This window comes from Micromonospora orduensis, assembly GCF_006228125.1.
In the GTDB taxonomy this organism is placed as follows: domain Bacteria; phylum Actinomycetota; class Actinomycetes; order Mycobacteriales; family Micromonosporaceae; genus Micromonospora; species Micromonospora orduensis.
In genome coordinates this window covers 16510-26728 of record NZ_VDFY01000165.1, presented here as the reverse complement: position 1 = coordinate 26728, position 10219 = coordinate 16510, and the positions used below count along the sequence as shown (strand labels likewise).

Sequence of the window (10219 nt, the reverse complement as noted above, 5' to 3'; positions counted from 1 at the left end):
TGCACAGCGAGTCATTGCCCGCAGCCGCCAGTGCAGCACATCCAAGGGGAGCCAGAGATGGAGCACCTGCTTCATGGGGTCTTGTACCTCGAGTACGGCGAGCCGGCCGTGGACCGGGTGGTGCGGGCGTACCGGAAGGGGTTCGGGGGTGTCACAGCGCCCTACGGTCAGACACGGACGGATCAAACTGGCCGGTTCGAGATCTCGCTGACCTCCGACGACGACCCGGCCGACGAGGGGGCGGACTCCACCCCGCTCAACCTTGAACTGCGCATACTCCAGGCCGACCGCACCGAGGTGACGGTCACCGACACGCTGTTCGGCGTGCAGCCCGGCGACGTCGTCAACGTCGTCGCTCCCACCTCGGTCCAGCCCCCGGCCACCGAGCACGCTCAACTGCTCACCGACACCGAGCGGCACCTGGGCGGCAAGCGGCTGGGCATCGCCAAGCAGACCGCCGACCAGCCGGACCTCACGCTGCTCCAGGAGAACACCAGCTGGGATGCCCGCCTGATCGCCCTCGCCGCCACCGCCGAGCAGGTCACCGCCGCCACCGGACTTGCCACCCCAGCCGCATACGCCCTGGTCCGCGCTGGTCTGCCGGGCGACCCGGCCGGACTGGCCGGGGTGAGCCCGGCCGCCGTCGACCGTGCGCTCAAGAAGGCGTCCGTCGCCGGGATCGTCGACCTCGACGACACCGACCGGCAGGACGCCGTCGCCACCTTCACCGGGTTCGCCCGGGACCACCGGCTCGCCGCCATCGCACCCGGCGCACTCTCCACGCAGCGCGACATGCTCGCCGCGGCGGGGCTCTCCGACAACCAGGCGGCCGCCTTCGACGACATCGAGGCCACGGTCGCGCACACCGGCGGCAGCACCGACGACCTCTGGGCTGCGGCGGATCGGGCGAATCTCCCCGTTGACGCCCTCAAGCTGGTCGGCAAGCTCGGCCGGCTCACCCTGAACAACGCGACGCTGACCAGGCACCTCGTTCCCGCGCTGAAAGGCAACGACCTCGGTCCGGCGCTGGTCACCCGCAGACTGCACCGGCCACGCGCCTGGGCGAAACTCGTCCGCGCCGCCGCCGAGGTCGCCGAGGTCGCCGTCGACGACCTGATCCCGCCGGCCTTCCTTGGCGACGACACCACGACGAGGCTCGACGCCTACGCCACCGACCTGGCGCGCAAGGTCCGGATCAGCTTCCCCACCAACGTCGCGGCGCACGAGGTCGCCACCGGCAGCCTGCCACTGCCCGGCGCGGACGACGCAATCCGCGAGCACACCGCCACCGTCCTCGACCGCGCCGCCGCGCTCGGCCTCCAACTCGGCCGTGTCTCCGTCACCGCGATGCTCACCGACCATGGCGAGGAACTCCTTGACGGCATCCCCGCCGTCCAGCACGCCGCGGTCACGACGACCGTCCGTGCCCTGCACCGCGTCTACCAGATCTCACCCACCGACGAGTCGATGGCGGCGCTGCTCGACGCCGGCCTGACCTCCGCGTATGACGTCACCGCGATGCCGCTGCGGACCTTCCTGGCCCGGCACGGCGACCGGTTCGCCTCCCCGGCCGAGGCCATCCAGGTCTACGCGAAGGCGCAGCAGGTCAGCAGCGCCGCCCTGACGACTGTCACCGCAGCCCGCCAGCTCGACGCGACCCCGGCCGTCCACGTGCTCTCCGGCCCCGGCGAGGCCCGGCAACAGCACCGGGATGCGCTGGTCAAGACCTTCCCGACGCTGGAGCAACTGTTCGGCAACCAGGACTTCTGCGAGTGCGACCACTGCCGCTCCGTCCTCGGCCCGGCTGCCTACCTGGTCGACCTACTGCACTTCCTCGACCCGCCCGCCGACGCCCTGCCGGCCGACGCCACCGCTGCCTTCGAGATCCTCGACCAGCGTCGCCCGGACCTCGCCGAGCTTCCGCTGACCTGCGAGAACACCAACACCGTCCTGCCGTACGTCGACCTGGTGAACGAGATCCTGGAGTACTACGTCGCCCACGGACATCTCGACCCGGCCGCGGCTCGGGACACCGGCGACGCGCAGTCCGCCGACCTGATCGCCGAGCCGCAGTTCCTCGTGCCCGAGGCGTACAACGTGCTGCGTGGCGCCGTGCACCCGACGACGCTGCCGTTCGACCTCTGGCTGGAGACCGTCCGGCGGCTGCTCGACCACTTCGGCGTCCCGCTGTGGCAGGTGCTGGACACCTTCCGTCGCAGCGACGAGTTGTACCCGGGCGGCCACGCGTACGGCCGCAGCTACGGCCGCGCCGCCGTCGCGATCGAACGCCTCGGCCTGTCCCCCGCCGAGTACGGGCTGCTGACGGCCGCCGACCAGGAGGCCCGCTGGCCCGAGCTGTACGGCTACCCGCGCAGCCGGGACACCCAGGTGCTGGCTGAGCTGCCGAACGCGGTGCCGCTCGCCCGCCGGCTCGGCGTCTCGTACGCCGATCTGCTGCTGCTGGTGACCAGCCGTTTCGTGAACCCGCAACTGGCCGCCGTCGCGGCCTTGCCGAAGCTCGGGCTGACCCTCACCGACCTGCTCCGGTACCAGAACATGCCCGGCCACGCACCGATGACGGACGATGAACGCGCCGCCGTCGAGGCCGCCCTCGATCCGGCCGGCGGTCCCGACGCCCTCGCCGCCGTCCTCGCCCCGGCCGACCTCGGCCGGATGCTGGTCCTCGCCGACCCGGTCGCCAGCAGCGGCTTCGAGACCACCGTTCTGCAGTACGCCGACGGCCGCGCCGCCGACCCGTTGGCGTTCCTGCTGCTGGACCACCTGGTGCGGGTACAGCGGCGGACCGGCTGGACGCTCGCCGAGACCGACCGGGTGCTGACCGCGTTCCTGCCGATCGAACCGGGTCCGCGCGCCGGCGCCACCCTGGGCCCGGCGCTGGCCACCGCGCTGCTCGGTACGGCCCGGCTCGCCGCGCTGTCCGAGGCGTTGCCGGGCGACCGGACCGAGTTGGTGGAGCTGTGGTCCGACCTCACCCCGGAGCGGTATGCCGAACTGTTCCTCATCCCGGGCACCCCGCCGCTGGACACCGTCGTGTTCGACCAGCAACTCGGCCGCTACCTCGAAGCCCTGGACAGCGGCAATTGGCGGCCGTTCGGCTGGGACCCGGCGCAGCCCGAGGATCCGGCCACCGGCAATGTGAGCCTGGCCGCGCACACCGGCACCGTGCAGGGCGCGCTCGGGCTCACCGACACCGACGTCACCGCGATCCTCGCCGACGCCGGGACCAGTCTGGACGCCGCCCCGCTGAACCTGGCGACGGTGTCGCTGCTGCACCGGTATGCCGTGCTGGCCCGGCGGCTCAAGGTAACCGTCCCCGAGCTGATCACGCTGCGGCAACTGGCCGGCATCGACCCGTTCGCCGCGCCGCTGCCAGGTCCGATCACCGAGGCCGCGGACGACCACGCCGCGGTCACCATCGACTTCGCCGCGACGGTTGGCGCCGTCCGCGCCGCCGGCATCGACGTGACCGAGCTGGACTACCTGCTGCGGCACCGGTTCGATCCGGAAGGGCCGTATGCCTTGGTCGCCGGACCGCCGCTGAACCTGATCCGGGCGCTGGACGCCGAGATCGCCCGGGTCGGCGTCGAGCACCCCGATCCCGCCGATCCGACGGCGCTCGGCGACGACGAACTGCAGCAGAAGATGGCACTGGTGCTCCCTGCGGCCGACACGGTGTTCACGATGTGGACTCAGACGATCACCTACGACGCCGTGCTCACCGGCATCGCGCCGGACGAGGCACTCGACCCGGTCGCGGTCGCCGCCGAACCGTCGATCACGCTCAGCTTCGACCCGATCCGCAGCGAGCAGCACCTGCTCCGGACCGGTGTGCTGACGCCGCGCGGGCGGGACCAACTGGTCGCGGCCTTCACCGGATCGCCGGACGCGACCGCCCTCTATACCGCGCTGCTCGACTCGGTGGTCGCCACCGGGCAGCAGTTCTTCGACACCAACCTGGTCGCCCCCACCGGCTTCCTGGCCGCCGGTGACCTGGAGAAGCTGTGGGGGCCGCGCCCAGCCGCCGACCGGCGCGCACTGCTGCTCGGGAAATTCCTGCCGTTCCTGCGGGATCGGCTCATCGACGGCGCGGTGCTCGCCGCGGTCACCGCGGAGTTCGCTGACGCGGTCGCCGACGTACCCGGCGGCGATGTGCTGCTGACGGCGCTGATCACCGAGCCGGCGCTGCTGGCCGACCGCACCAGGCCCGGCGAGGCGATGCTGGCGTCGTACCGGAGCGCGGGTGAGCGGGGCGTCACGACCACCGCCGACCCGACCGCCGGCACCGGCATCCTCGGCACCGCGACGGTCGAGGCGTACCTGGAGGTGCCCGTCGCCGGGTCGTACCGCTTCGCGGTCTCCTGCGAACGGGCCGGCACCGAGGTCGAACTGCGCTTCGACCACCTCACCGACGCCGTGCTGCTGGCGTCGGCGGCCGCCGACGGTGACACCCCCGGCGCCGCCGTCGACCTCGTGCCCGGCACCACCTACCACCTGCGGATGGACGCCACCTCGACCTCCGGCGGCGCCGTCGAGGTGCTGGTCCTCGGGGTGAACCTGACCGAAGGTCCGCTCGACCGGCTGGTCAGCCACCCCGTCGAGGCGGTGGAGCGGGTACGCCGCGCGCACGTGCTGCTCGACAAGTCGCTGCGCCTGGTGGTGGCGACCGAGTCGGCCGAGGCGGAGCTGCGCCAGCTGCTCACCCATCCGGCGGACTTCGGCGGCTTCACCCTCGCCGCGCTGCCGTTGACCGCCGAAGAGGACGACCCGGCGCAGGCGACGGTGGTGTTCGGCTGGCTGCGGCGGCTGCTCGACCTGGCCGTGCTGCAGGCCGAGCTGAGCGCGGTGCCCGGGGAGCTCACCGATCTGTTCGCACATGCCCGGCAGACGTACGCACTCGACCCGGCGGCAGCCGACCACGGCCGGTCCGCCGCCCGAGATGCGCTGCTCGCCGACCTGCGTACCCGGGTCGCCGTCCTCACCCGCCGGGACGAGGTGATCGTCGCCGAGGCGTTCGGCCGGCTGGGCATCGACGCCGACGCCACCGTCACCGGCGATCGCGGCGAGCGGGTGATCAGCGCGACCGTTCCCCTGCTGATCAGCGAGATCGGCCTCGGCCGGGTGTGGTCGGTGCTCGCCACCGCGACCCGGATCGGCATCTCCCCCGGCGCGCTCGCCGATTCGGCCACCCCGGAGCCCGACGCGGTGATCGCGCGGCGGTTGCGGGACGCGGTGCGAGCCGGCTACGACGCGGCCGGCTGGCGGCGGGTCGCCCAGCCGATCTTCGACACGCTGCGGCAACGCCGCCGCGACGCCCTGGTCGCCTGGATCGTGCAGCGCGAAGGCTTCACCACGCCAGACCAGCTGTACGAGTTCTTCCTGATCGATCCGGCCACCGAACCGGTCGTGCAGACGTCCCGGCTGCGGCTGGCGATCTCCGCCGTGCAGCTGTTCGTGCAGCGCTGCCTGCTCAACCTGGAGCCCCGTGTGCCCGCGTCGCTGATCGACGCCGAGCAGTGGCAGTGGATGAAGCGCTACCGGTTGTGGGAGGCGAACCGGAAAATCTTTCTCTGGCCGGAGAACTGGCTCGAACCGGAGTTCCGCGACGACAAGAGTCATCTCTTCCAGGCGCTGGAGAGCACCCTGCTGGCCGGCGACGTCACCGAGGAACTGGTCGAGGAGGCCCTGTTCGCCTACCTGCGCGGTCTCGAGCCGCTGGCCCGGCTGGACATCCGCTCGATCCACCTCGAGCGGGTCGACGAGGTCGACGGTGGCCCGGCCGGGAACACGCTGCACGTCGTCGCTCGCACCTTCGCCGCCCCGTATTCGTACTTCTGCCGGACGTACCGCTACGGGGTGTGGACGCCGTGGCTGCCGGTGACCGCGCAGATCGACGGCGACCACTTGACCGCGGCCGTCTGGCAGGACCGGCTGCACCTGTTCTGGGTGACCTTCCTGGAGCAGGCCGACACCACCGCCAACGACAGCAGCACGATCACCGAGCTCGCCGATGTGCCTGTCGGCGCCGTTCGCAGCCCGCGAAGAATCGACGTGCACCTGCACTGGACCGAATATCATCAGGGCACCTGGACCGATCCCAGCTCTGGGGGGCTGGACACCCCGATCAGCGTCACCGTCGACGCGGACTGGTCGACCGACCAGCAACTCCTGCACGTCAGTGTCGACGGCGACGCCCTGCTGGTGCACATCGACACCCTCGAGACGGCGTTCCGGCTGGAGAACAAGAACAGCCCGCCGGTTCTCGGGACGTACCGACTGCCCCCGCCGTGGCCGTTCCGCACGGAGGGCACGCTGTTCGGCAGCCTGGTGATCTTTGCCGGCAAACCCGTCGACGGTCCGATGCAGATCGAGTACGCCGACCAGGTCGACCCGGTGGCTGCGACGCCGGTCGAACACACCGTCACGGTGACCGTGCTGGGCGACGGCGCTCGCTGGACGGTGCGGACGATCGACAACCCGTCCGGCGGCGACCTCGACCCAGACCTGAGTGTCATCGGCGCGCCGTTCTTCTACGCCGACGAAAAGAACACGTTCTACGTCGAGCCGGCGCTGACCGAGACATCGCTGCTCACCAGCGACGGCTGGGTGATCCCCGCGATCACCGGGCAGCTGCACTTCGACCTCGACCAGTACTGGACCAGGCTCGACCTGCTCGGCCAGACCGCCACGGCCGGCGCGACGGCGGTCGAGCTCAGCCCGGCGGCGCGGTTCGGGCTCGTGCCACGCGCCGACTGGGTGACCGCGCCCGCCACCACGATCCGCTACCAGGGCGCATCGGTCGAAGGTCCAGTCACTGGGCCTGCCGCCGGCACCCGGACGGGAGCACGGCGATGACCGCCTTCCACAACGGCGCGGACCTGGCCTCCACCGCGTACGAACCGCTCAACTTCCCGACCGAGCGGATCCGCGAACGTACCCTGTCGTACACGTTCCGCACCCACTTCCACCCGTACGTCACCGAGCTGACACACCGGTTGGTGACCGGCTCGATCGACGAGTTGCAGGATGCCGACACCGCGCAGCCGCCGCTGCGCCGGACGCTGATGACCGATCACAGGTACGAGCCGACGGAACTGGTCGCCGAGCCGTACCCGGTCGCCGAGCTGGACTTCACGATCTCCGGCGGGTACGCCGTCTACAACTGGGAGCTGTTCTTCCACCTGCCGCTGACGGCGGCGATGCACCTGAGCCGCAACGGCCGGTACGAGGAGGCGCAGCGCTGGTTCCACTACATCTTCGACCCCACCGACGACAGCGACGACCCGGCACCGGAGCGGTTCTGGAAGGTCCAGCCGTTCCGGACCACCGACGTCGAGTCGATCACCGAGATCCTGACGAACCTGTCCACCGGCGCGGATCAGCAACTGCTCGCCGACACCGTTTCGGCGATCTCGTCCTGGGCGGACCAGCCGTTCTCGCCGCACGTGGTGGCCCGGTACCGGCCGACCGCGTACATGCTCAAGACGGTCATGGCGTACCTGGACAACCTCGTCGCCTGGGGCGACTCGCTGTTCCGGCAGGACACCGGTGAGGCGATCAACGAGGCCACCCAGCTGTACGTCCTGGCCGCAAACCTGCTCGGGCCACGCCCGGAGAAGGTCCCGCCGAAGGGTTTACGGGTGACGCAGACCTACCGCAGCCTACGCGGCGACCTCGACGTGTTCTCAAATGCGGTCCGGGAGATCGAGGCGGACCTGCCGTTCGACCTGGCGCCCGCGCCCACCCCCGTGTCGGACGAGGCACCGCTGTCCACCGTTACCGGCATCGGTTCCACGCTGTACTTCTGCGTGCCGCGCAACGACACGCTGCTCGGTTACTGGGACACCGTCGCCGACCGGCTTTTCAAGATCCGCAACTCCTTGACCATCGAGGGGGTGTTCCGGCAGCTGCCGCTGTTCGACCCGCCCATCGACCCGGGCATGCTCGCCCGGGCGACAGCCGCCGGGCTGAACGTCGCCGCCGTGCTGAGCGGCCTGAATCAGCCGTTGCCGCTGGTGCGGTTCCGGTCGCTGGTGGCCAAGGCCGGTCAGCTCTGCCAGGAGGTCCGCGGCCTTGGCGCACAGTTGCTGTCGGCGATCGAGAAGAAGGACGCCGAGACGCTCGGGGTGCTCCGCGCCCGGCAGGAACGGCAGCTGCTCGAGCTTGCCGAGACGGTGAAGTACGAGGCATGGCAGGAGGCGGTCAAGTCCCGGGAGGCGCTGGAGGCGTCGCTGTCGAACGCGTACCAGCGGTACCGGCACTACCAGCGGCTGCTCGGCGTCAACGGGTCGGCGCTGACCGAGCCGGAGCTGGACGCCCTCGACACCGACGCCATGGACAGGGCCCGGTTCAGCTCCCAGGAACCTGCGAACGAGGTCGCCGACGCCTCGGTCACCATCAGTCCGCTGTCGCCGTTGGTCGCGGCCGGCCACCAGCTGACCCCCGACGAGGCCGCCGAGATGCTCCACCTGCAGTCGGCGCAGGCCAAGCAGAACAGCGCCGAGTGGTTCGATCGGGCGGCGACCTTCACCAGCCTCATCCCGGACTTCAAGACCCACATCACTCCGTTCGGGGTCGGCATGGCCATCTCCTTCGGCGGCACCGCGCTGACCCGGCTGTCCAACCTCAAGGCGTCGATGGATCGGTCGGCCAGCGGCAAAGAGGGCTACCTGGCCGGGCAGTCGGCCCGAATCGCCGGGTACGACCGGCGGGAGCAGGACTGGACACTGCAGAGCACCATTGCCGCCGGAGAGCTGAACGCGACCCTCAAGCAGCTGCGGGCCGCGCAGATCCGGGAAGACATGGCGCACCGCGACTACACCAACCACCAGCAGGCGATCCGCAATGCCGCCGACATCGAGCGGTTCCTTACCGATTCCCGTACCGGAAAGATCACCAACGAGGCGTTCTACCTGTGGCTCAAGCGCGAGACCCGGGGCCTCTACCAGCGCTGCTTCCAGCTGGCGTACGACACCGCGCGCAAAGCCGAGCGGGCTTTGCAGCACGAACTCGGCGACCCCAACCGCACCTTCCTGCGCTACGACTACCGCGGCGGCAAGGAGGAACTACTCGCCGGGGAGAAGCTGTACCTGGACGTGACTCGCATGGAGCTGGCGTACGCGGACCTGAACCGCCGCGAGTACGAGCTGACCAAGCACGTCTCGCTGCGCCAGCTCGACCCGCGGGCGCTGATCGAGCTGCGCACCACCGGCCAGTGCACGATCGACGTCGGCGAGGCCGCCTTCGACCTGGACGCGCCGGGGCACTACTTCCGGCGGCTGCGCGGCGCGGCGGTCACCATTCCGTGCGTCGCCGGACCATACGCCTCAGTGAACTGCACCCTCACCCTGCTGTCCAGCTCGGTGCGGACCAGTCCGGCGGTCGACTCCGGTTCCGATGCCGGCTACGACCGGGCGACCGCCGACGACAGCCGGTTCAGCGACTACTTCGGCGTGCAGTCCATCGTGACCAGCTCGGCGAGCGACAGCGGACTGTTCGACAGTGGTGGCGGCGACGATCGGTACCTGCCGTTCGAGGGCTCCGGAGCGGTCAGCCAGTGGCGGCTGGAGCTGCCGAGTGACGTCCCGCAGTTCGACCACGACACGATCTCCGACGTGGTGCTGCACCTGCACTACACCGCGCGAGAGGGCGGGGCCGCGCTGCGATCGGCCGCCGTGGCGGCGTTGCAGGGGCGGATCGCCGCGGCGGCGGCGGTCGGCTCGACCAGGCTGCTGTCCGTACGGCACGAGTTCCCGACCGAGTGGGCCCGCTTCGTCGCGACGGCCCCTACCGGCCTACCACCGACCGCACCGCTGACGCTCACGCTGCGAGAGGAGCACTACCCCTACTGGTCCCGGCTCACCACCGACCGGGTGTTGCACGCGCTGGAACTCTTCGCCTCGGCCGGCGACGCAGACGTGACGGTGTACGACGCGGCAGCCGACAACCCACCGGGGTCTCGGCACGAGACCCTGCTGCGCGCCGATCCGAGCGTCGGCGACCTGCGCAGCGGGCTGCTCGTCGAGCCCCTACCGCCGGCGCTCGGGCCGCTCACGCTCTACCTCGATGATTCGACGATTACCGACCTGTGGATCGCCCTCACCTGGGGGGCAGCGGCCTGAGCCGATGGTGTCGAAACCGGGTCAACGTCACGCGGTCTCGGCACATTCATGAATGAGTCCACCGAGTCGCCTATCCACCC

General features: G+C 70.7%; 2 protein-coding genes. Both read left to right on the top strand.

From position 1 onward, the window contains the following. The first annotated feature begins 57 nt into the window (after nt 1–57). A complete protein-coding gene (locus FHG89_RS17025) occupies nt 58–6873 on the top strand; it encodes a neuraminidase-like domain-containing protein (protein ID WP_139585369.1) in 6816 nt (2271 codons plus the stop codon). Further along, on the top strand, nt 6870–10139 hold the full coding sequence (locus tag FHG89_RS17020) for a Tc toxin subunit A-related protein (RefSeq protein ID WP_139585368.1): 3270 nt from the start codon (nt 6870–6872) through the stop codon (nt 10137–10139). Before FHG89_RS17025 ends, FHG89_RS17020 begins: the two co-directional genes overlap by 4 nt. Nucleotides 10140–10219: the final 80 nt, after the last annotated feature.